This window comes from Roseovarius sp. B08 (assembly GCF_051417955.1).
Lineage (GTDB): Bacteria > Pseudomonadota > Alphaproteobacteria > Rhodobacterales > Rhodobacteraceae > Roseovarius.
Genome location: NZ_JBPRLW010000001.1, coordinates 3,024,380 through 3,043,876, shown reverse-complemented (window position 1 = coordinate 3,043,876; position 19,497 = coordinate 3,024,380). Strand labels below are relative to the sequence as shown.

Genomic DNA, 19,497 nt, shown 5'->3' with positions numbered 1-19,497 from the left:
GGGGCAGCGGTGTGCGTCATTCCGGCGATCCCGCCGAGATGTAGGCGGTTTTCACGATGGTATAGAACTCGCGGGCGTGGATGCCCTGTTCGCGGGGGCCGTAAGAGCTGTTGCCGCGGCCACCGAAGGGGACGTGATAATCCGTGCCTGCGGTGGGCAGGTTGACGGTGACGACGCCGGTGCGGGCGTTGCGGCGGAAATGGCTGGCGCGGGCGAGCGAGCGCGTGACGATGCCGGAGGTGAGGCCGAAATTGGTGTCGTTGACCACGTGGAGCGCCTCGTCATAGCTGCCGACCTTGATGACGGAGGTGAGCGGCGCGAACATTTCCTCGCGGTTGATGGTCATGTCGTTGGTGGTGTTGAGGAACACGCCGGGGGACATGTAATGGCCGTCATGGTCGAGCGCGAGGCGCCTGCCGCCGCAGGCGAGTTCGGCGCCCTCGGATCGGCCTTTTTCGACATAGGCGAGGTTCTCGTTGAGTTGGGTTTCGGACACGACGGGGCCCATTTGCGTGCCTTCGGCCAACGCGTGGCCGACTTTCATGGCCTTGGCGCCGGCGACGAGTTTGTCGACGAAGGCATCGTGGATGCCCGCGTGGACGACAAGGCGCGAGGAGGCGGTGCATTTCTGGCCGGTGCCGCCGAAAGCGCCGCCCAAGGCCAGCGTGACGGCAAGCTCGAGATCGGCGTCGTCCATCACGGCGAGCGCGTTCTTGGAGCCCATTTCCATTTGCAGGCGGGTAAAGTTTTGCACAGCCGAGGCGGCGATATGGCGGCCCACCGGCACCGAGCCGGTGAAGGAGATGGCGTCGATGTCGGGGCTCTCGACCAGCCGCTGGCCGACATCCTGGCCTGCGCCCATGACAAGCTGGAAGAGGCCCGGGGGGATGTCCTGTTTCGCGATGATCTCGGTCAGGGCGACGGCGGAGGCGGGCGTGAGGTTGGCGGGTTTCCAGATGACGGCGTTGCCGCAGGCCAGCGCGGGCGCGATTTTCCAAGACGCGGTGGCGGTGGGGAAGTTCCACGGGGAAATGACGGCAACGGTGCCGACGGGTTCGCGGCGCACATCGACCTCGACGCCGGGGCGGACGGAGTCGGCGTTCTCGCCCAGCTGGCGCAGGACCTCGTGGGCGGAATAGGTGAAGAACTGCCCGGCGCGGAAGACCTCGCCCTTGCCCTCGGCGAAGGGTTTGCCCTCTTCGCGGGAGAGCAGCGTGCCCAGTTCCTCGGCGCGGGCCATGAGCTCGGTGCCGATGGCCATGAGCACGGCCTGGCGGCGTTCGAGGCCATAGGTGGCCCATTCGGCTTGCGCGGTGCGGGCGGCAGAGATGGCCTCGTCCAGTTGCGCGGCGCTGGCCTGGGTGAAGTGGCCCACAAGGTCGGAGAGATCCGAGGGGTTGCGGTTTTCGATGGAGGACGGCCCTTCGGCCCATTGGCCCGCGATGTAGTTCAGCTTGAGGTCGGTCATTGCGCATCCTTGAAATGTGGTTGGCGAAGTGTTGCCAAAGCGACAGTTCAGGGCAAACGCAAAGTTCTGTAATTAATTTCAGAGTAACTGAAGTTTGGAATCAGTGGGCCAAGGTGATTTCCTGTTCGCGAATGGTACGGGCGAGGGCGGCGGCGGCAGGGGTCGTTTCGGTTTCCGGGGGCGTGAACATCCAGACCTCGCGCCGGATCGAGGCGTCGACGAGGGGCAGGAAGGTGATGTCGTGCTCGGTGCCCTGCATGGTGAGTTCGGGCAGGAGCGTGACGCCCATGCCGGCGCGCACAAGGCTGAGGAGGGCGGCCGTGCCGGATACATTGAGCGTGGCGCGGTCGAGGATGGGACGGAAATCGGGGTCGGTCACGTAGTGGCAGAGGCCGTTGGCGATGAAGGGGATATCCGCAAGGTCGGCCCAGGTGAGCGCCTCCCAGTCGGTGGCGAGGGGATGGCCCGAGGGACAAACCACGCCGAAGCGGTCGGAGAACAGCAGATTGCGGTCGAACCCGGTTTGCGGACCGAGCGAGGCGAGGGCGATATCGGCGCGACCGGCGGCGAGATCCTGGGCGATGGTGGCGCTGTCTGTGTCGCGCATGTTGATGCGCACCAGCGGGTGGTTTTCGGCGAAGCGGTGCAGGATGGTGGGCATCAGCATCTGTGCCACCGAGGGCGTGACCGACAGGCGGACATGGCCGGCCTCGGCCCGGGACAGCCCCTCGATGGCGGCGACGGTGCTGTCGAAATGCGCGAGCTCGCGCCCCGCTTCGACACGGATGAGCTCGCCCAGGCGGGTGAGGCGGGACTTGCGCCCGGCCTCGAAGAGGGGCGCGCCGATGTGATCCTCGAACTGGCGCAGCATCATGGAGACGGCGGAGGGGTGCGGCCCAGGGCCTCGGCCGCGTCGGCGAGGTTGCCGCGCTCGGCCACGGTGAGAAAGCAGCGGAGCATGTCGATCTTGATGGCCATGAGATTCAGCTTTTGTTGAATGGGCGGGCGTGGCTGTGGGTTTGCTTAAGAAAGCGCAGGGCGGGGTGACTGTCCAGCTTGACGGCAATGGCGGGTGCGGGTTCCATGTGCGAAACAGGGCAGGAGGCAGCCATGGCACCCGAAATCGTGATCTTGAACGGGAAGGTCCTGACCATGGACCCGGATCGGCCAAGGGTCGAGGCCCTGGCAGTGGCGTCGGGGCGGATCGTGGCGCTGGGCACGAGTGCCGAGATCGGCGCGCTGGCGGGGCCGGATACGAAGCAGGTGGATGCGGCAGGCGCGACGGTGCTGCCGGGGTTCATCGACAGCCACGTGCACCTGTTCGCCGGGTCGGTGGAGATGGGGTATCTCGACCTTTATGGCGTTCAGGGAGAGGATGCGGTGACAGAGGCGGTGCGGGCCTATGCCCGTGAGTGCCCCGAGGACCGGGTCGTGTTCGCGGTGCAGGCGGCCTATGAATTGATGGGACCGGGGCGCGAGACCACGCGGCAGGATCTGGACCGGGTGCTGCCGGACCGGCCGCTGGCCCTATATGCCGCCGACCATCATACGATCTGGGCCAATACGGCGGCGCTGGAGCTGGCCGGCATCCTGCATGGCGGGCCGGTGGAGGCCGGGGCGGAGATCGTGATGGCCGAGGATGGCACGGCATCGGGCGCGCTGCTGGAGCCGTCGGCCTATGCGCATGTGCTGAGCCTGACGCGGAATGGTGGGCGGGACATGGCGGGCCTGATCACCGGGGCCGATCCGGTGCCGACGCCGGGGCCGGACGAGCGGGCGAAGGACAAGGCCGCACTGATCGCCGGGCTGAAGCATTGCGCCAGTCACGGGATCACGGGGCTGCACAACATGGACGGCAATTTCTACCAGATGGAATTGTTGGCGGAGCTGGAGGACGAGGGCGAGTTGATTGCCCGCGTGGAGGTGCCGTTTCACCTGAAGAGCCACGATCCGCTGAGCCGGCTGGACGAAGCCGAGGAGATGCGGGCACGCTTCAGCAGCGAGTACCTGTGGTGCAACCGGGTGAAGATGTTCATGGACGGGGTGATCGAGAGCCGCACGGGGCTGATGCTGGAGAATTACCCCGGCACCGACGGCAATGGCGACGCGGTGTTCACGCCTGAGCAGTTCAACGCGGCCTGTGTGGCGGCGGACGCGAAGGCGTTTCAGCTGGCCACGCACGCGATCGGGGATCTGGCGGTCCGGCAGACGCTGGATGGCTATGCCGCGGCGCGGGAGGCCAATGGTGAGCGCGATGCAAGGCACCGCATCGAGCATATCGAGGTCATTCATCCCGACGACCTGCCGCGGCTTGGAGCGCTCGACGTGGTGGCCTCGGTCCAGCCGGGGCACGCGGCGTTCGGGCATTTCTTTCCGCCCCATGGCATCCGCGACGTGCTGCGGCCCGACCAGTGGCCCTTTGCCTATGCGTGGCGGGCGCAGAGGGAGCATGCGGCTCGGATGGTGTTTTCAACAGACTGGCCGGTGATGCCGGTCGACGTGATGCCGAACGTGCGGGCGGCGGTGGATCCGATGGACCTGGGCGAGGGGTGGCCCGTCCAGTCGCAGGCGCTGTTGGAGACGCTGGAGAGTTACACGGCGGGCAATGCCTGGGTGGAGTTCAGCGAAGACCGCAAGGGGCGGCTGGCGGAGGGGTTCATGGCGGATATCGCGGTGATGTCGCATGACCTGGAAGGCATGGAGCCGTCGGAGTTGGGATCTGCGCGGGCGGTTCTGACGCTGTGCGGCGGGCGGGTCACCTGGGAGGCGTGAAGGCGCGCGCGTGGCTGGCGTGGGGTTGAGTATTTTTGGAACAGTGAAAAGCCGGGCGGCGCAAACTAACTGGCGGCGAGTATGCCTTGCAGAAGCTCGACCGGGAGTTTGACCGGGTTGGCGGCCATGGAACTGGAGGATTGCGCCTCGGTGGCGATGGCGGCGTGATCGGCGGGGGCGACGCCCATCTGCGCGAGGGTCGGCAGGCCGTGGTGGCGGGACCAGGCGGCGATGTCGGCAGTGCCAAGCGCCTCGGAGGCTCTGACGCGGATTTCAGCGATGCGGCGGGCGTGTGGGCTGTCCTTGGGCAGGGCGGTGAAGTTGGCGGCCAGCGTGGCGGGCAGGAGCGCGCCGCATACCGCGCCGTGCGGGGCCGTGGGGACGCGGCCGCCGATGACGCCGGCGAGTCCGTGGACAGCGCCGAGGCCGGCATTGGCCAGCGCGAGGCCGCCGGTGAGGCTGACGAAGGCCATGTCGTCGCGGGCGTCCGCGTTTTCGCCTTCCATCAGTTTGCGCAGGGCGCGCAGGCCGCGGGGGATGGCGGCGCGGCAGAGCGCGTCGGTGAGCGGGTTGGCGCGGGATGAGACGTAGGGTTCGATCACCTGGGTGACGGCGTCGAGGCCGGAGGCGAGGGTCACGGGCTTGGGCGTGTTGTCGGTGAGGGCGGGATCGACAAGGGCGATGTCGGCCAGCATGGCGGCGTCGCGGAGGGAGACCTTGCGGGCGTGATCGGGCACGCCGATGACTGCGTTTTTCGTAACCTCTGCGCCAGTGCCGGCAGTGGTGGGGATGGCCATGAAGGGTGCGGGCGGCGTGGTGAGAGGCTGGCCGCCGCCCACGACCTCAAGGTGATCGAGGGGGCTTGTCGTGGCGTTCAGGAGGCCCGCGACGGCCTTGCCGAGGTCGATGGCGGCGCCGCCGCCGATGGCGACCACGTGGGTGGCGCGCGCGCGGCGGGCGGTGGCGAGCGCGGTTTCCAGCAGGGCGAGGTCGGGTTCTGAGGGGCAGGCGAAGGCGGTGGTTTGCAGCCTGGGCGCGTCGAGCAGAGCCGTGGCATGGCGGGGGGTGGCGCCGTGGACGACGAAGGCGTGGGCGCCGAGGGAGGCGGCGAGGGCCGGGGCCTTGGCGAACTCGCCGCGGCCGAAGAGGATACGGGCGGGGGCCGTCAGGCCGAAGGGGTTATCATACCGACATCGTCGCTTCGACGGCGCGTTTCCAGGCGGCGTATTTGTCGTCTCGGGCGGTGGCGTCCATCGTGGGCTCGAACCGCCGGTCGAGCGCCCAGCCTTGGGCGAAACCGGCCTGGTCGGGGTAGATGCCAGCCTGCATGCCGGCGAGCCAGGCGGCCCCGAGGGCGGTGGTTTCCTGCACCTTGGGGCGGTCCACGGGGGCGCCGATGATATCGGCCAGGAACTGCATCGCCCAGGCGGAGGCGGACATGCCGCCATCGACGCGCAGGACCTGTTTGGCCGCGCCCGAGGACCAGTCGGCGGTCATCGCCTCCAAGAGGTCGCGCGTCTGGAAGCCGACGCTTTCGAGGGCGGCGCGGGCGAACTCGGCGGGCCCGGAATTGCGCGTGAGGCCGTAGATCGCGCCGCGGCAGTCGGGCTGCCAGTAGGGCGCGCCGAGGCCGGTGAAGGCGGGGACGAGGATGACGTTCTGGTGAGGATCGGCGCGGTCGGACAAGGCGTGGGTTTCGCCCGCCTCGCGGATGATCTTGAGCCCGTCGCGGAGCCATTGGACCACCGCGCCGGCGATGAAGATAGAGCCTTCGAGCGCGTAGGTGGGTTTGCCGTCAAGCTGGTAGGCGATGGTGGTGAGCAGGCGGTTCTGCGAGCGGACGGGCTCGTCGCCGGTGTTGAGCAGGGCAAAGCAGCCGGTGCCGTAGGTGGATTTCATCATACCGGGCGCAAAGCAGGCCTGGCCCACGGTGGCGGCCTGCTGGTCGCCCGCGACGCCGAGAATGGGGATCTCGCGCCCGAAGAGGTCGGTGCGGGTGGTGCCGTAGTCGGCGGCGCAGTCGCGGACCTCGGGGAGCATGGACATGGGCACGTTCAGCAGGTCGCAGATGGTCTGGCTCCACCGGCCCTTGCGGATGTCGTAAAGCAGCGTGCGGGCGGCGTTGGTGGCGTCGCTGGCATGCACCTTGCCGCCGGTGAGCTTCCAGGTGAGGTAGCAGTCGACGGTGCCAAAGAGGAGGTCGCCGGCCTCTGCCCTGGCCCGCGCGCCGTCGACGTTGTCGAGGATCCAGGCCAGTTTCGTGCCGGAGAAATAGGGGTCGAGCAGGAGGCCGGTGCGGTCGGTGATCATGTCCTCGTGGCCGGCGTCGCGCAGGGCGCGGCAGGTCTGGGCGGTGCGCCGGTCCTGCCAGACGATGGCGCGGTGTACGGGTTTGCCGGTGGTGCGGTCCCAGACGATGGTCGTTTCGCGTTGGTTGGTGATGCCGATGGCGGCGATGTCCGAAGGGGTGAGGCCCGCGCGTTCGATGGCGGCGCGGCAAGTGCCGGCCGTCGTGGCCCAGATATCGTCCACGTCATGTTCGACCCAGCCCGATTGCGGGAAATGCTGGGTGAATTCCTCTTGCGCTGTGGCGACGGGGGTGAGCCCCTTGTCGAAGAGGATGGCGCGGGAGGAGGTGGTGCCCTGGTCGATGGCGAGGATGTGGGTCATGTCGGGGGCCTTGGTTGAACTCTGCTTGTGTGACTGTCCAAAGGGAGAGGTCCCGGGTCAAGCCCGGGACGGGGATGGAAAAGAGGGCGGGGAGTATCCCCGCCCTACGGTTTTTCGGATCTGAGGGCCGGGGTGTCCCGGCCCATGGCAGGCGATTACTGCCAGCTGGCGATCAGCTCGTCATAGGAGACGGTCTTGGGCTCTTCGTCCTCGTTTTCCAGCTTGGGATAGGGCGCGCCTTCCTGGTCGTACCAGTATTGCGGGTCGCGTTCCTCGTTCAGGACCGGGCCGAGATCACCCTGCACGCCGGCGCGTTCGAGACGTTCCAGCACGCGTTCCTGATCCTCGCAGAGGGCATCGAGCGCCTCTTGCGGGGTCTTGGCGCCCGACATGGCGTCGCCGATGTTCTGCCACCAGAGCTGGGCCAGTTTCGGGTAATCCGGCACGTTGGTGCCCGTGGGCGACCATGCGGTGCGGGCGGGCGAGCGGTAGAACTCGATCAACCCGCCAAGCTTGTCAGCGCGCTCGGTGAAGTGGTCGCTGTCGATGGTGGACTCGCGGATGAAGGTGAGGCCCACATCCGATTTCTTGAGGTCCACGGTTTTCGACGTGACGAACTGGGCATAGAGCCAGGCCGCCTTGGCGCGGTCGACGGGGGTCGACTGCATCAGGGTCCACGAACCTGCGTCCTGGTAGCCGATCTTCTGGCCTTCCTTCCAGTAGACACCGTGGGGCGAGGGGGCCATGCGCCACTTGGGCGTGCCGTCCTCGTTCATCACCGGCAGGCCCGGCTCGACCGTGGCCGCGGTGAAGGCGGTGTACCAGAACATCTGCTGTGCGACGTTGCCTTGTGCGGGAATGGGCCCGGCCTCGGAGAAGGTCATGCCTGCGGCCGCGGGCGGCGAATATTTTTGCAGCCATTCGATCGCCTTGGTCACCGCGTAGACGGCCGCGGGCGCGTTGGTGGCGCCGCCGCGATCGACGCAGGAGCCGACGGGCTGCGAGTTCTCGTTCACGCGGATGCCCCATTCGTCGACCGGCAGGCCGTTGGGTTCACCCACGTCGCCCATCCCGGCCATGGACATCCACGCGTCGGTAAAGCGCCAGCCCAGGCTGGGGTCTTTCTTGCCGTAGTCCATGTTGCCGTAGACTTCGCCTTCGACTCCGAGGTGGCTGAGATCGCGGCCGGTGAAGAATTCCGCGATATCCTCGTAGGCCGACCAGTTGACCGGAACGCCAAGCTCGTAGCCGTATTCCTCCTGGAAGTCGGCCTTGTTCTTCTCGTCGTTGAACCAGTCGTAGCGGAACCAGTACAGGTTCGCGAACTGCTGGTCGGGCAGCTGGTAGAGCTTGCCGTCGGGGCCGGTGGTGAAGGACGTGCCGATGAAGTCGTCGATGTCGAGGTCGGGGTTGGTGACGTCCGATCCCTCGCCCTCCATCCAGTCGGTCAGGTTGCGTACCTGCTGGTAGCGCCAGTGGGTGCCGATGAGGTCGCTATCGTTGACATAGGCATCATAGATGTTCTCGCCCGACTGCATCTGGGTTTGCAGCTTCTCGACCACGTCGCCTTCGCCGATGAGGTCGTGAGTGACCTGGATGCCGGTGATGGCCGAAAAGGCCGGGGCAAGAACCTGGCTTTCGTATTCGTGGGTGGCGATGGTTTCCGAGACGACCTTGATCTCCATCCCCTCGAAGGGCTGGGCCGCGTCGATGAACCATTGCATCTCGGCTTCCTGCTCTTCCTGGCTGAGCGTGCTGAGGCCTGCGATTTCGTTCTCAAGGAACTCCATCGCCTCTTCCATGCCGGCCCAGGCGGCATTGCCCGTCAGGGCAATGGCCGCGGCCAGCGCGGTGGTTGATTTCAGGTTCAGGTTCATTTGGTTCCTCCCATTGGTCTTTCTGAACTTGGTTGTGTGTGGCGGCCCGCAGAGGCGGAACGCCGGGGTTGCGCGCGTCTAGACCCAGCGAAACACCGCGGCGGCGTAGATCGCGCAGACGATCAGCGCGTAGGGCTGGTTGGTGCCGACAAGGCCCAGCCACGCGAGATTGATGAAGGCGCTGCCCAGAAGCGTGATGAAGAGACGGTCGCCACGGGTGGTTTCGATCCGCAGGATGCCGGTGCGGGGCGTTTCCGGGAATTTCAGCGCGAGGATCGTGAAGGTTACGAGGAGCAGGGCGATGACGCCGAAGAAGGCGGCGGTGGGCCATGTCCATGCCATCCAGTCCATCAGGTTTCCTCCGTCATGACAAAGCTGTGTGACGCGACAGCGACAGGCGCCGCGACGTCGGGGTAGCTGAATGTGGCGGCGAGGCTCACGGGATCATCTCGCACCAGCCGGTGTGGAACCAGCCGGTCTGGTTCAGGCGGCGGCCGTCTTTGTGGATGCTTTCGGCAAAGCACCATTTGCCCTGGCATTTGCGCGTGTCGATCGGCATCGAGTCGCCGTTGCGCACGCGCAATATCTCGGGGTGGCCCGAGCCGGGGCCGGAGCGGATCGACAGGAAGCCGTCGCCGTTGGGGTCGAGGTGGCGCATGATGCAGGCGGCTTCCCATGGTTCGGCCGCTTGGGCCTGCGCGTCGGCGGGTGTGAGAGTGGTGACGGCGAGGCCGCAGGCTACGAAAATATATCGGCTGAAAATGTTCATCAAACTCTCCCCAGAGCAAAACCTTTGGCAATGTAGTTGCGGACGAAATAGATGACGAGCGCGCCGGGGACGATGGTCAGGACGCCGGCGGCGGCGAGCACGCCCCAGTCGATGCCCGCCGCCCCTTGGGTGCGCGTCATGATTGCGGCGATGGGCTTGGCGTCGACGGTTGTGAGCGTGCGCGAAAGCAGCAGTTCGACCCATGAGAACATGAAGCAGAAGAAGGCGGCGACGCCGATGCCCGACGCGATCAGCGGCATGAAGATCTTCACGAAGAAGCGAGGGAAGGGATAACCGTCGATGTAGGCCGTCTCGTCGATTTCCTTGGGCACGCCGCGCATGAAGCCCTCGAGGATCCAGACTGCCAGAGGCACGTTGAAGAGGCAGTGTGCCAGCGCCACGGCAATGTGTGTATCGAAGAGGCCGACCGAGCTGTAGAGCTGGAAGAACGGCAGGGCGAATACCGCGGGCGGGGCCATGCGGTTGGTCAGCAGCCAGAAGAACAGGTGCTTGTCGCCGAGAAAGCTGTAGCGCGAGAAGGCGTAGGCGGCGGGCAGGGCGACGGCGAGCGAGATCACCGTGTTCATCACGACGTAGATCAGCGAGTTGATGTAGCCCGAATACCATGCCGGGTCGGTGAGGATCGTCGCGTAGTTTTCCAGTGTCAGCTTGCGGGGCCAGAGGGTGAAGCTGTTGAGGATCTCGAAATTGGTCTTCAGGCTCATGTTCACCAGCCAGTAGATCGGCAGGAGCAGGAAGATGAGGTAGAGGGTCATGACGATGGCGCGGCTGTTCACGCTCGCGCGGATGCGGCGGTTGCGGCCGCTGGGCGCGAGCTTGCCGGGGATGCGGTCGGTGGTGGCGTCGGTCATCGGCTCAGCCCTCCCGCTTATCGAGGTTGGTCATGACGGTGTAGAATACCCATGAGATCAGCAGGATCACGAGGAAATACATGATCGAGAAGGCTGCGGCCGGGCCGAGGTCGAACTGGCCGAGGGCCATCTTCACGAGGTCGATGCTTAGGAAAGTCGTGGTGCTGCCGGGGCCGCCGCCGGTGACGACGAAGGGCTCGGTATAGATCATGAAACTGTCCATGAAGCGCAGGAGCACGGCGATCATCAGCACGCCCGCCATCTTGGGAAGCTCGATATAGCGGAAGACCTTCCAGCGCGAGGCCTGGTCGATCTTGGCGGCCTGGTAATAGGCGTCGGGAATGGATTGCAGGCCGGCATAGGCCAGCAGCGCTACCAGCGAGGTCCAGTGCCAGACATCCATGACAACCACGGTGACCCAGGCGGCGTAGGGATCCTGGGTGTAGTTGTAGTCGATGTTCAGCGCCGCCAGCGTGTGGCCCAGGAGGCCGATATCGACGCGGCCGAAGATCTGCCAGATGGTGCCGACGACGTTCCACGGGATCAGCAGTGGCAGGGACATCAGCACGAGGCAGACGGAAACCCAGGCGCCTTTCTTGGGCATGTTGAGGGCGACGAGGATGCCCAAGGGCACCTCGATGGCGAGGATGATGGAGGAGAACATCATCTGGCGCCCGAGCGCGTCCCACATGCGGTCGTCTTCGAGCAGTTCGCGGAACCATTCGAGCCCGGCCCAGAAGAACTCGTTGTTGCCGAAAGTGTCCTGCACGGAATAGTTCACCACGGTCATCAGCGGAATGACGGCGGAGAAGGCCACGAGGATCAGCACGGGCAGGACGAGGAACCATGCCTTTTGATTGGGGGTCTTGTCCATCAGGCGGCCTCGTTGGTTGTGGGGCGAGTGGCGGGAAGGTCCCGGGTCAAGCCCGGGACGGCGGTGTGCGGGATCATCAGGCGGCCCTCCCTGTGGGCGTCACGCGCCAGTCGTTGGCATAGACGTTCACATGGGTGGGATCGAAGGCGACGCGAGTGGCGTCTGTGCGGACCTCTTCGGCTTCACCCGCGACGATGTTGATCGGCGTGCCGAAGCAATCGGCGCGGATGATCTTGTGTCGGCCCACATCCTCCACGCGGCGGACCTTGACGGGCAACCCTTCGCTGTCGGAGAGGCGGGCGAATTCGGGGCGGACGCCCAATTCGACGCGGCCTTCGAGGGGGGCATAGGTGTTGGCCAGCGCCAACTCGGCGCCGTTGATATAGGCCTGGTTTCCCTCGACTTTCGCGGGAATGACGTTCATGCCCGGCGAGCCGATGAAGTAGCCGACAAATGTGTGTTCGGGGGTGTTGAACAGGTCCTGGGGCGTGCCGATCTGCACCACGCGGCCGTCATGCATCACCACGACCTTGTCGGCGAAGGTCAGCGCCTCGGTCTGGTCGTGGGTGACGTAGATCATGGTGTGGCCGAATTGTTGGTGCAGTTGTTTCAATTGCGTGCGCAGTTCCCACTTCATGTGGGGGTCGATGACGGTCAGCGGCTCGTCGAACAGCAGCGCGTTGACGTCCTCGCGCACCATGCCACGGCCAAGGCTGATCTTTTGCTTGGCGTCCGCTGTCAGGCCGCGCGCCTTGCGGTTCAGCGTGTCCTCTAGCCCGATCATGGTGGCGATTTCCTGCACGCGCTGAGCCACGTAAGCCTTGTCGGCGCCACGGTTCTTGAGCGGGAAGGCGAGATTTTCGCGCACGGTCATGGTGTCGTAGACGACCGGGAACTGGAAGACCTGCGCGATGTTGCGCTCGGTCGTGGGCGCGTGCGTAACGTCCACGTCGTTGAAGAGGATGCGGCCGCGACTTGGCTGCAAGAGCCCCGAGATGATGTTCAGGAGCGTGGTCTTGCCGCAACCGGACGCGCCAAGCAGCGCGTAGGCCTCGCCGTCCGTCCAGTCGTGGTTGAGTTCCTTAAGAGCGAAATCATCCTCGGATGTCGGTTTGGCGAGGTAGCTGTGCGCCAGGTTGTCGAGCGTGATCTTTGCCATTGTCGTCAGCCTCTCAGGCGGCCAGCGCGTAGGCGGCGGGTGCAACCAGCGCGCCGTCTTCGCTGAAGACGTAGATATGGGCCGGGTCGAGATAGACCGGCAGATCGCGGCCCGGTTCCAGATCGTGAATGCCGTGGATCACGCCGACCCAGCGGGTGCCCGCATGGTCGAGATGGATGAAGGTTTCCGAGCCGGTGAGTTCGGTCACGCCGAGCCTTGTCACGAAGCGCATTGCGGCGTCGGTGTGCTGTTCGATTTCCAGGTGGTTGGGGCGGAAGCCGGCGGTGTAGCGGCCCTCGGGCAGGTCGGCCATCTTGCCGGTGGCGGGAAGGGACTGGCCCTCGCCGAACATCAGCTTGCCGCCGGTTTTCGAGATCTGCAGGAAGTTCATCGGCGGGTCCGAGAAGACCCGCGCGGTTGTGGCATCCGCGGGCTGGCGATAGACCTTCGGTGTCGCGCCGAATTGCGTGACGCGGCCTTCCCAGAGGGTGGCGGTGTTGCCGCCGAGCAAAAGCGCCTCTTCGGGTTCGGTGGTAGCGTAGACGAAGATCGCGCCGGATTCCTCGAAGATGCGGGGGATCTCGATGCGCAGCTCCTCGCGCAGCTTGTAGTCGAGGTTTGCAAGCGGCTCGTCCAGCAGGACGAGACCGGCGTTCTTGACCAGCGCGCGGGCGAGGGCGCAGCGCTGTTGCTGACCGCCGGACAGCTCGAGCGGCTTGCGGTCGAGCATGGGCGTCAGTTGCAGCATCTCGGCGGTTTCGCGTACGGCGCGGTCGATTTCGTCCTTCGGTTTGCCCGACAGGCGCATGGGGCTGGCGATGTTGTCGTAGACGGACATCGACGGGTAGTTGATGAACTGCTGGTAGACCATGGCGACGCCGCGATCCTGCACGCGCATGCCGGTGACGTCCGTGCCGTCCCAGAGGATTCGGCCGGTGGTGGGGGCATCGAGCCCCGCCATCAGGCGCATCAGCGTGGTCTTGCCCGCCAGCGTGGGGCCCAGGAGGACGTTCATCGTGCCTTTTTCCAGCGTGAGGTCGGTGGGGTGGATATGCGTCTCGGCCCCCACCTGTTTCGACACGTTGTCCAGAACCAGCGTCATGCGTTGCGTCCTTATTCTGCCGCCGCGGCGATCACGGTGTCGCCCACGCGGTTGGCCTGCATCCAGTTCTGCAAGTCCTTGATTTCACTATCCGACATGCGCAGGCCAAGCTTGCTGCGGCGCCAGACGATATCCTCGGCGCTACGCGCGAATTCATGGGTCATGAGCCAACGGACCTCGCGTTCGGTGAGAGTGGCGCCGAAGGTTCGGCCCAGGTCGGCGGCGGTTCTCGCGTCACCTAAAAGGGTGCGGGCCTCGGTGCCGTAGGCGCGGAGCAGGCGGTAGGCCCAGGCTTCGGTCAGGAAGGGGTAATCTGCCTGTAATTCGCCCGCCATCCGGTCGCGGTTTTCCACGGCGAAATCGCCGCCGGGCAGGGCGGCGTCGGCGGTCCAGTCGCCCTTGGCGTTCGGGAAACGGGGGGCAAGCTTGGCCACGGCGGCCTGGGCGAGGCGGCGGTAGGTGGTGATCTTGCCGCCGAATATGTTGAGAAGCGGGGGGCCGTCGGTGTCGAGCTTCAGCACGTAGTCGCGGGTGGCGGCGGTGGCGGATTTGGCGCCGTCGTCATAAAGCGGGCGGACGCCCGAATAGGTCCAGACGATGTCGTCGCGGGTGACGGGCGTTTCGAAATACTCCGAGGCGAAATTGCATAGATACTCTTGCTCGGCAGGGGTGCAGACGGGGCGCGTGCCCGGGTCGGGGTGGTCTGCGTCGGTGGTGCCGATGAGGGTGAAATCCTGCTCGTAGGGGATGGCGAAGATGATGCGGCCATCCTGGCCCTGGAAGAAATAGCACTTGTGGTGATCGAAGAGCTTGCGTGTCACGATATGGCTGCCGCGCACGAGGCGGACGCCCGCGCGGCTGTCGATATGGGTGATGTCCTGAAGGATGTTGCCGACCCAGGGGCCTCCGGCGTTGACCAGCGCGCGGGCGTGGCGGGTCATGAGCGCGCCGGTGGCGGTGTCTTCCAGCTCGATCTTCCACAGGTCGCCGTCGCGGCGGGCGGCGGTGACACGGGTGCGGGTGAGGATCTCGGCGCCGCGACCCGCGGCGTCGCGGGCGTTGAGCGAGACGAGGCGGGAATCCTCGACCCAGCAGTCGGAATACTCGAATGCCTTTTGAAAATGGGGCTTCAGCGGGGCGCCTTCGGGCGTGCCGTCGAGCGAGAGGGAGCGCGCGGCGGGCAGGACCTTGCGGCCGCCCAGGCTGTCATAAAGGAAAAGGCCGAGGCGGATGAGCCAGGCGGGGCGGCGTCCGCGCATCCAGGGCATGAGACGTTCCAAGAGGCGCGAGGTTGGGGTGCCGCCCTCGAAGCGCATGTCGCGGTGGTAGGGCAGCACGAAGCGCATGGGCCAGCTGATATGGGGCATGTTGCGCAAGAGGACTTCGCGTTCGATAAGGGCCTCGCGGACGAGGCGGAACTCGAAATACTCGAGGTAGCGCAGGCCGCCGTGAAAGAGCTTGGTCGAGGCCGAGGAGGTGGCCGAGGCGAGGTCGTTCATTTCGGCCAGCGTGACGGACAGGCCGCGGCCGGCGGCGTCGCGGGCGATGCCGCAGCCGTTGATTCCGCCCCCGATGACGAAAATATCGCTTATATTTTCGTGAGTTGGGTGCATCCATCCTCCCCAGATGCCGCCGGAAACCGTGTCCGGTAAATGAGCACGTTCAGGTTGTTCGAGTCAAACGCTTCTTTCGTTTTTGTTCGGTTTTTGGAAAGTCATTTTATTACAAGCGTTTGCTGGCAATCAGGTCGGCGGCGACAGGACTTTCTGCGGCTGCGAAAAGGGCGGCACAATGGGATTTTCCTTTGACACGGACCGATTTTCGACGAAAACGAAAAAACACGAAATCCGAGCACGAGGCGCATGTCGCAAACCTTTCGCCATCCCGAGATCCTGGAGATCGCCCGCAACGAGGGTAAGGTCACGGTCGAGGACCTGGCCGTTCGATTTGGCGTGACGGTGCAGACGATCCGGCGCGATCTGACGGACCTGGCCGAGGCGGGGCGGCTGGAGCGGGTGCATGGCGGCGCGGTGATGCCGTCGGGCGTGTCCAATATCGGCTATGAGGAGCGGCGCGGCCTGAACGAGGCGGCAAAGCAGGCAATGGCGCAGGTCTGTGCGCAGGAGATTCCGGACGGGGCGTCGGTTTTCGTGAATATCGGGACCTCGACCGAGGCGGTGGCGCGGGCGCTTCTGAGCCATCGAGACCTGATGGTGATCACCAATAACATGAATGTTGCCAATATCCTGGTGGCCAACGCGGAGTGCGAGATCGTCGTGGCCGGGGGCGTTTTGCGCCGCTCGGACGGGGGGCTGATCGGCAACCTGACGACACGGGCGATCGAGCAGTTCAAGTTCGATTATGCGGTCATCGGGTGTTCGGCACTGGACGACGACGGGGACCTGCTGGATTTCGACGTGCAGGAGGTGCATGTCAGCCAGTCGATCATCGCGCGGGCGCGGCGGACTTACCTTGTGGCGGACCATTCCAAGTTTCACCGCATGGCCCCGGCGCGGATCGCGTCGCTGGGCGAGGTCGACACGTTCTTTACCGACCGTCCGGTGCCCGCGCCCGTGGCCGAGCGGCTGAAGGAGTTGGACACGGTCTGCCGGGTCTGCGGGTGAGCGTTTTCGTTTCGGGTTCGTTTCGCCGGCGGACGGCGGCTTGGCGCGTGGGTTGTCACCCACCCTACGTCCGGAGAGCAGAGCGGCGGGTTTTCGCATGGCTGTGAGAAAAAAGGTGTATGATTAAACTGCGACATTGACGGAGCGATTTGCGGGCCTGAAGAAAATGCCATGACGAAAGCTTTGAAGATCCCGCTGAACATCCCTCTGACATCCGAAGACATGGAACTGGGCCTGAAGGTCGCGCGTGTCGGGTTGGGCAAGGTCGATTACCGGACCAACACCTTGCGGTGCGACCCGCTGGCGGCGGAATTCTTCGGGCTGGACGCGGGCGTGGAGGTGCGGCGCGAGGAGTTGCACGCGCGGATACATCCCGACGACTGGCCGCAGGTGAAGGAGGGTCTGGGCTGCCTTCTGTCGCCGGACGATCCGCTGCAGGTGCTGGACATGACGCACCGGATCCTGGTGCCGGACGCGCCGCTGCGCTGGGTCAACGCACGCAAGCAGGTGAGTTACGACGCCGCGGGGATGCCTGTGGAGGGGTGTTCGCCATGGTCGACATCACCGCCCGGGAGATGGCCGAGCAGCGCGCGCAGTTCCTGATCGGTGAACTGGGCCATCGGGCGAAGAACCTGATCACGGTGGTGTCGGGGATCGTACGGCAACTGGCGCGGCACGCGCCGCCCGAGGAAGTGGTCGATCGTCTGCTTGCACGACTGGCGGCGCTGGGGCGCAACCAGGAAGCGATGATGCACGACGCGGGCAGCAGGTTCGGCCTGCGCGAGATTTTCACCGAGCAGGTGAGGCCTTTTGCGGGTGCGGCGCGCGAGCGGGTGGTGCTGAACGGGCCGGACCTGATGATTTCCAGCAACGCGGCGCAGATCCTGGGAATGGTGACTCACGAACTGGCCACCAACGCGGCGAAATACGGCGCCCTGTCCGAGGAAACCGGGAGGGTCGTGGTGACCTGGGCTGTCGAGGGCGACGCGCGTCCGGATTTTACCCTGGCATGGGTCGAGCGGGGCGGGCCAGCGGTGAACCCCGCGGCCAAGCCGGGCTTTGGGACGCAGGTGCTGACGAAGCTGACAGAAGCGTCGCTGGGCGCCAAGACCGAGGTCGCGTTCGAGGCGGAGGGCTTCGCGTTCCGGCTGCGGGCGCCGTTGAAGGCGTTGTCGAGCGACTAGCCGCCCTTGAGACGCGCCAGCAGGACGACCTCGCTGTCGGGCTGGATGGGCTGGAACCAGCTGTCGTTATAGACGCGCCCGTCGATGGAGACGGAGACGCCGCGGTCGAGCTGCGGTTTCAGGCCGGGGTATTTCCGCGCCAGGCCGTCGAGCAGTTGGCGCAGGTTTTCTGCCTCGATTTCGACCTCGCGGGCGTCGTCGGTGAAGCGGGCGAGGGAGCCCCATATCGTGACTTGAACCATGCTGCGTATCTTGGGCCGGAGAGGTCCCGGGTCAAGCCCGGGACGGGGTGGGGCGCTATTCCGGCATGTCAGATGAACTCGATGTAACTGTCGCTCCAGGTGGAGGCCCCGCCTTCGATGGAGAGCAGACCGGCGTCGCCTTCGAATTCGATATGGACGCTCGTGCCGACGATCGTCGAGGTGAATGCGACCGGATCGTCCTGGAACGTGTCGATCAGGATGCGATCATGCGCGGTTTCGAAGCTGCGAACGACGTCGGTGCCGAAATCGCCCCCATGGGTGAAGACGAACTCGTCGGCCTCGCCGCGGCGTCCGATCAGCCAGTCGTCGCCGGTGCCGCCGTTCATGCGCGTGGTGCCGCCAAGGGTGATATCCTCTCCCAGGCGGGCATCGATCGTGTCGTTGCCGGCGCCCCCATCGACGAGGTTGTTGCCGCCCCAGACATATATCTTGTCGTCACCGTCGCCGCCGTAGATGATGTCGAGCGAGGCCTGGGCGCTTTTCGTGCTGCCGCTGTCGCGGTCGCCGCCCTGGATGATGTCGGTCCCGTCGCCGCCAAAGACGAGATTGTTGCCGCCTTCGATATAGATGAAATCCGCGCCGTCGCCGCCCTGGACGATGTCGTCGCCCAAGCCGGTCGAGTAGTAGGTGTCGTCGCCGGCGCCGAGATCGGTTTCGGTGGGGGTGGGGGGCACGTTTTGGTGGACGTACTGGGTGCTGAGCCAGACGAAATCGTCTCCGTCGCCGGACATTACGGTATCGCTGCCGTTGGTGGAGCGGATGTAGTCATTGCCTTCGCCCGATGTCACCAGGTCGTTGCCCGAACCGGAATATACGGTGTTGTTGCCGTCGCCCGCATAGATCGCGTCGTCGAGCCCGGGTTCGTAGCCGCCGACGCCTTCCAGAAGGCCGTCCGGCGGATCGGTGGCGTGGATCACATCGTCGCCGAGCCCGCCGAAGATCACGTCCTGACCAAAGCCGGAATAGATCGTGTCGTTGCCGGTGCCGCCATCGGCGGTGTCGTTGCCCCAGCCGGTATAGATATAGTCGTTGCCCGCACCGCCATAGGCCACGTCGTCATAGCCGTAGAGGCCGTCGCCGGGATTGGGACCGTCGCCGGCGATGATCCAGTCGTTGCCGGCGCCGCCGTCGAGCGTGTCGTTGCCGAAGCCGCCGTGAAGAAAGTCGTCGTCGCCGCCGCCGAAGAGCTGGTCGTTGCCGTCTTCACCGAAGAGGTTGTCGTTGCCCTTGTTGCCACGCAACACGTCGCTGCCGTCGCCGCCGGAAAGCTGGTCATTGCCGTCGCCGCCCTTGATGGTGTCGCGGCTGGCGCCGCCGTCGATGGTGTCGTTGCCCGAGCCGCCGAGGATGAAATCGAAACCGGAGCCGCCCCCGATGCTGTCATGGCCGCCGCCGCCTTCGATGCGGTCGCTGCCTGCGCCGCCGAAAATGGTGTCGGCGCCGGATGCGCCGATGATCTTGTCCCGGCCGGTGCCGCCGTCGATGTAATCGCCGTCGTCGCCGGCATAGATGAGGTCATCGCCCGCGCCGCCGAACAGCACGTTCGAGCCGATGTCGGAGCCGCCGGGAAGGCCGCCGTAAATCACGTCGTCGCCATTGCCGCCATCGACGATATCGGAGCCGTAACCGCCGAGAATGGTGTCCGCGCCATCCATACCGAGCAGGTAGTCGTTGCCGTCGTGGCCATAAAGGTAATCATCGCCGCCAAGGGCATAGACCGTGTCGTTGCCCTTGCCGAAGCTGAGCAGATCATCGAATCCGGTGAGGTAATGGGTTGGCATCGGGTCGTCTCCTTGCTTTGATTTGACCAAGGTTCGGGAGTGTGTCGGTGATGCATGGGGTCGGGTTCAATCGCGTATGGCG

19 protein-coding genes are annotated in these 19,497 nt (G+C 65.4%); 4 read left to right on the top strand and 15 right to left on the bottom strand.

Translation table 11 applies throughout. From position 1 onward, the window contains the following. Positions 1–16: 16 nt before the first annotated feature. From ACSQ76_RS15565 to ACSQ76_RS15555, 3 genes are all read right to left on the bottom strand, one after another. Entirely contained in the window at positions 17–1,468 is a 1,452-nt protein-coding gene (locus ACSQ76_RS15565; RefSeq protein ID WP_437157300.1) for an aldehyde dehydrogenase family protein, read from the bottom strand. Positions 1,469–1,568: 100 nt separating this feature from the next. Further along, positions 1,569–2,342 (bottom strand): LysR substrate-binding domain-containing protein, encoded by a 774-nt coding sequence (locus ACSQ76_RS15560; RefSeq protein WP_437157299.1) that lies wholly within the window; start codon positions 2,340–2,342, stop codon positions 1,569–1,571. Then, the gene (locus ACSQ76_RS15555; protein WP_437157298.1) at positions 2,339–2,446 is read right to left on the bottom strand and encodes a helix-turn-helix domain-containing protein; all 108 of its coding nucleotides are present in this window, start codon (positions 2,444–2,446) and stop codon (positions 2,339–2,341) included. The genes ACSQ76_RS15560 and ACSQ76_RS15555 overlap by 4 nt, the downstream gene beginning before the upstream one ends. Positions 2,447–2,578: 132 nt before the next feature. Between ACSQ76_RS15555 and ACSQ76_RS15550 the strand changes: the two genes are divergently transcribed. Next, the gene (locus ACSQ76_RS15550) at positions 2,579–4,240 is read left to right on the top strand and encodes an amidohydrolase (RefSeq protein ID WP_437157297.1); all 1,662 of its coding nucleotides are present in this window, start codon (positions 2,579–2,581) and stop codon (positions 4,238–4,240) included. Positions 4,241–4,305: 65 nt separating this feature from the next. Here the strand turns inward: ACSQ76_RS15550 and ACSQ76_RS15545 are convergent, their stop codons facing one another. The 10 genes from ACSQ76_RS15545 to glpD all read right to left on the bottom strand — a co-directional run bounded on the left by ACSQ76_RS15545 (position 4,306) and on the right by glpD (position 15,176). Then, a complete protein-coding gene (locus ACSQ76_RS15545; protein ID WP_437158220.1) occupies positions 4,306–5,409 on the bottom strand; it encodes an iron-containing alcohol dehydrogenase in 1,104 nt (367 codons plus the stop codon). Positions 5,410–5,422: 13 nt separating this feature from the next. Continuing rightward, entirely contained in the window at positions 5,423–6,910 is a 1,488-nt protein-coding gene (gene glpK, locus ACSQ76_RS15540; protein WP_437157296.1) for a glycerol kinase GlpK, read from the bottom strand. 155 nt (positions 6,911–7,065) lie between these two features. Beyond that, positions 7,066–8,787 (bottom strand): ABC transporter substrate-binding protein, encoded by a 1,722-nt coding sequence (locus tag ACSQ76_RS15535; protein ID WP_437157295.1) that lies wholly within the window; start codon positions 8,785–8,787, stop codon positions 7,066–7,068. Between the two features lie 78 nt (positions 8,788–8,865). Then, entirely contained in the window at positions 8,866–9,138 is a 273-nt protein-coding gene (locus ACSQ76_RS15530) for a DUF2160 domain-containing protein (protein ID WP_420556535.1), read from the bottom strand. An 85-nt stretch (positions 9,139–9,223) separates the two neighbouring features. Continuing rightward, positions 9,224–9,556, bottom strand: a complete 333-nt coding sequence (locus tag ACSQ76_RS15525; protein WP_437157294.1) for a hypothetical protein — start codon at positions 9,554–9,556, stop codon at positions 9,224–9,226. Next, positions 9,556–10,428, bottom strand: coding sequence for a carbohydrate ABC transporter permease (locus ACSQ76_RS15520; RefSeq protein WP_437157293.1), 873 nt, complete (start codon positions 10,426–10,428; stop codon positions 9,556–9,558). Before ACSQ76_RS15520 ends, ACSQ76_RS15525 begins: the two co-directional genes overlap by 1 nt. A 4-nt stretch (positions 10,429–10,432) precedes the next feature. Continuing rightward, positions 10,433–11,302 (bottom strand): carbohydrate ABC transporter permease, encoded by an 870-nt coding sequence (locus ACSQ76_RS15515; protein ID WP_437157292.1) that lies wholly within the window; start codon positions 11,300–11,302, stop codon positions 10,433–10,435. Positions 11,303–11,378: 76 nt separating this feature from the next. Beyond that, entirely contained in the window at positions 11,379–12,461 is a 1,083-nt protein-coding gene (locus ACSQ76_RS15510) for an ABC transporter ATP-binding protein (RefSeq protein WP_437157291.1), read from the bottom strand. 13 nt (positions 12,462–12,474) lie between these two features. Continuing rightward, the gene (locus tag ACSQ76_RS15505; protein ID WP_437157290.1) at positions 12,475–13,563 is read right to left on the bottom strand and encodes an ABC transporter ATP-binding protein; all 1,089 of its coding nucleotides are present in this window, start codon (positions 13,561–13,563) and stop codon (positions 12,475–12,477) included. Between the two features lie 11 nt (positions 13,564–13,574). After that, positions 13,575–15,176 carry a glycerol-3-phosphate dehydrogenase gene (glpD, locus tag ACSQ76_RS15500; RefSeq protein WP_437157289.1) on the bottom strand — a complete coding sequence of 534 codons (1,602 nt, stop codon included), beginning with the start codon at positions 15,174–15,176 and terminating at the stop codon, positions 13,575–13,577. 249 nt (positions 15,177–15,425) lie between these two features. On the opposite strand from glpD, the gene ACSQ76_RS15495 reads away from it, so the two are divergent. The 3 genes from ACSQ76_RS15495 to ACSQ76_RS15485 all read left to right on the top strand — a co-directional run bounded on the left by ACSQ76_RS15495 (position 15,426) and on the right by ACSQ76_RS15485 (position 17,371). Then, positions 15,426–16,187 (top strand): DeoR/GlpR family DNA-binding transcription regulator, encoded by a 762-nt coding sequence (locus ACSQ76_RS15495; RefSeq protein ID WP_437157288.1) that lies wholly within the window; start codon positions 15,426–15,428, stop codon positions 16,185–16,187. A 171-nt stretch (positions 16,188–16,358) separates the two neighbouring features. Beyond that, positions 16,359–16,790, top strand: coding sequence for a hypothetical protein (locus ACSQ76_RS15490; RefSeq protein ID WP_437157287.1), 432 nt, complete (start codon positions 16,359–16,361; stop codon positions 16,788–16,790). Next, a complete protein-coding gene (locus tag ACSQ76_RS15485) occupies positions 16,739–17,371 on the top strand; it encodes an HWE histidine kinase domain-containing protein (protein ID WP_437157286.1) in 633 nt (210 codons plus the stop codon). The genes ACSQ76_RS15490 and ACSQ76_RS15485 overlap by 52 nt, the downstream gene beginning before the upstream one ends. On the opposite strand, the gene ACSQ76_RS15480 is transcribed toward ACSQ76_RS15485, so the two are convergent. Next, positions 17,368–17,613, bottom strand: coding sequence for a MoaD/ThiS family protein (locus ACSQ76_RS15480; protein WP_437157285.1), 246 nt, complete (start codon positions 17,611–17,613; stop codon positions 17,368–17,370). The genes ACSQ76_RS15485 and ACSQ76_RS15480 overlap by 4 nt on opposite strands. A 68-nt stretch (positions 17,614–17,681) precedes the next feature. Continuing rightward, a complete protein-coding gene (locus ACSQ76_RS15475; protein WP_437157284.1) occupies positions 17,682–19,415 on the bottom strand; it encodes a calcium-binding protein in 1,734 nt (577 codons plus the stop codon). Between the last annotated feature and the right edge of the window lie 82 nt (positions 19,416–19,497).

What these genes read in the sequence shown, in the direction of transcription:
- ACSQ76_RS15510 (WP_437157291.1), bottom strand. Translation starts at nt 12,461, where the DNA reads ATGGCAAAGATCACGCTCGACAACCTGGCGCACAGCTACCTCGCCAAA.
- ACSQ76_RS15535 (WP_437157295.1), bottom strand. Translation starts at nt 8,787, where the DNA reads ATGAACCTGAACCTGAAATCAACCACCGCGCTGGCCGCGGCCATTGCC.
- ACSQ76_RS15485 (WP_437157286.1), top strand. Translation starts at nt 16,739, where the DNA reads ATGGTCGACATCACCGCCCGGGAGATGGCCGAGCAGCGCGCGCAGTTC.
- ACSQ76_RS15480 (WP_437157285.1), bottom strand. Translation starts at nt 17,613, where the DNA reads ATGGTTCAAGTCACGATATGGGGCTCCCTCGCCCGCTTCACCGACGAC.
- ACSQ76_RS15525 (WP_437157294.1), bottom strand. Translation starts at nt 9,556, where the DNA reads ATGAACATTTTCAGCCGATATATTTTCGTAGCCTGCGGCCTCGCCGTC.
- ACSQ76_RS15555 (WP_437157298.1), bottom strand. Translation starts at nt 2,446, where the DNA reads ATGGCCATCAAGATCGACATGCTCCGCTGCTTTCTCACCGTGGCCGAG.
- ACSQ76_RS15475 (WP_437157284.1), bottom strand. Translation starts at nt 19,415, where the DNA reads ATGCCAACCCATTACCTCACCGGATTCGATGATCTGCTCAGCTTCGGC.
- ACSQ76_RS15495 (WP_437157288.1), top strand. Translation starts at nt 15,426, where the DNA reads ATGTCGCAAACCTTTCGCCATCCCGAGATCCTGGAGATCGCCCGCAAC.
- ACSQ76_RS15565 (WP_437157300.1), bottom strand. Translation starts at nt 1,468, where the DNA reads ATGACCGACCTCAAGCTGAACTACATCGCGGGCCAATGGGCCGAAGGG.
- ACSQ76_RS15490 (WP_437157287.1), top strand. Translation starts at nt 16,359, where the DNA reads ATGACGAAAGCTTTGAAGATCCCGCTGAACATCCCTCTGACATCCGAA.
- glpD (WP_437157289.1), bottom strand. Translation starts at nt 15,176, where the DNA reads ATGCACCCAACTCACGAAAATATAAGCGATATTTTCGTCATCGGGGGC.
- ACSQ76_RS15515 (WP_437157292.1), bottom strand. Translation starts at nt 11,302, where the DNA reads ATGGACAAGACCCCCAATCAAAAGGCATGGTTCCTCGTCCTGCCCGTG.
- glpK (WP_437157296.1), bottom strand. Translation starts at nt 6,910, where the DNA reads ATGACCCACATCCTCGCCATCGACCAGGGCACCACCTCCTCCCGCGCC.
- ACSQ76_RS15505 (WP_437157290.1), bottom strand. Translation starts at nt 13,563, where the DNA reads ATGACGCTGGTTCTGGACAACGTGTCGAAACAGGTGGGGGCCGAGACG.
- ACSQ76_RS15530 (WP_420556535.1), bottom strand. Translation starts at nt 9,138, where the DNA reads ATGGACTGGATGGCATGGACATGGCCCACCGCCGCCTTCTTCGGCGTC.
- ACSQ76_RS15550 (WP_437157297.1), top strand. Translation starts at nt 2,579, where the DNA reads ATGGCACCCGAAATCGTGATCTTGAACGGGAAGGTCCTGACCATGGAC.
- ACSQ76_RS15560 (WP_437157299.1), bottom strand. Translation starts at nt 2,342, where the DNA reads ATGATGCTGCGCCAGTTCGAGGATCACATCGGCGCGCCCCTCTTCGAG.
- ACSQ76_RS15520 (WP_437157293.1), bottom strand. Translation starts at nt 10,428, where the DNA reads ATGACCGACGCCACCACCGACCGCATCCCCGGCAAGCTCGCGCCCAGC.